Here is a 768-nt window from a genome sequence, read left to right on the forward strand (position 1 = left end):
GTGGTGTAGCGAGCCCACAATACTTGCAGTGTGAGCTTCACCCGCCCTGTGCGTGCTTTAACGACCGCGTCAAAGTCAATCGGGACGAACTCGCCTTGCCCGCTACTGCGTCTATCTACGAATATCTCGTCCAACTCGTCATTCGTCAGCGCCGCGACCTGTTCAACGGTGGTCAGACCAAGGTTTCGCAGTGCTTGGCTTGCTCGTGAAATCGCGCGGTGCGAGCACCCGAGCTGGTGTTCAATCTGGCGGTAAGAACGCTGCTGAATCAGCAGCGTCATCACCGCACGGTAATCCGTCATGAGCAGACTCCTTCCAGTACGAGCCGCACCCGGGTGGTGCGGCTACCGGAAGTATCACCCTGAGCGCTGTGAGCTGCTACCGGATACTCACTGAAGCGCTACCGGAAAGTCACGACGCTGCTACCAAATAGCCGGTCGCAACAATAAAATATATCCCCATGCGGTGAATGCTATTGCCGTGGGGAAGAGCCCAAGGTATATGACTCCGAAAGAGGCGGATGCGGGCGCGGTCGATAGGTCATATATCAGTGTGTTGGTCCAAGGTGACAGGCCTATTGTCCCTGCAGCGGCTCCAGTTATGCTTGTGCTGTCTGTGTCTTGTAGGAGACGCTTTGTAAGACTGTTGCTCCGCTGTAGAGGAAGGCTCGATTTTCTCACGTGTGGGGAGCGCGGTGCGCGCTTTCTGCCGTGACTGAGGAAGTAGCCCTCATACGCAAAGCGGCCCTTCCGGTTTTAGAGTGCGTTG

General features: G+C 56.4%; 1 pseudogene. It reads right to left on the reverse strand.

Annotated elements, in window-relative coordinates:
• A pseudogene (locus HMPREF2822_RS09635) lies at positions 1–302 on the reverse strand (IS21 family transposase); the annotation flags it as partial.
• Positions 303–768 lie beyond the last annotated feature (466 nt).

Source organism: Corynebacterium sp. HMSC062E11 (assembly GCF_001811845.1).
In the GTDB taxonomy this organism is placed as follows: Bacteria; Actinomycetota; Actinomycetes; order Mycobacteriales; family Mycobacteriaceae; genus Corynebacterium; species Corynebacterium hesseae.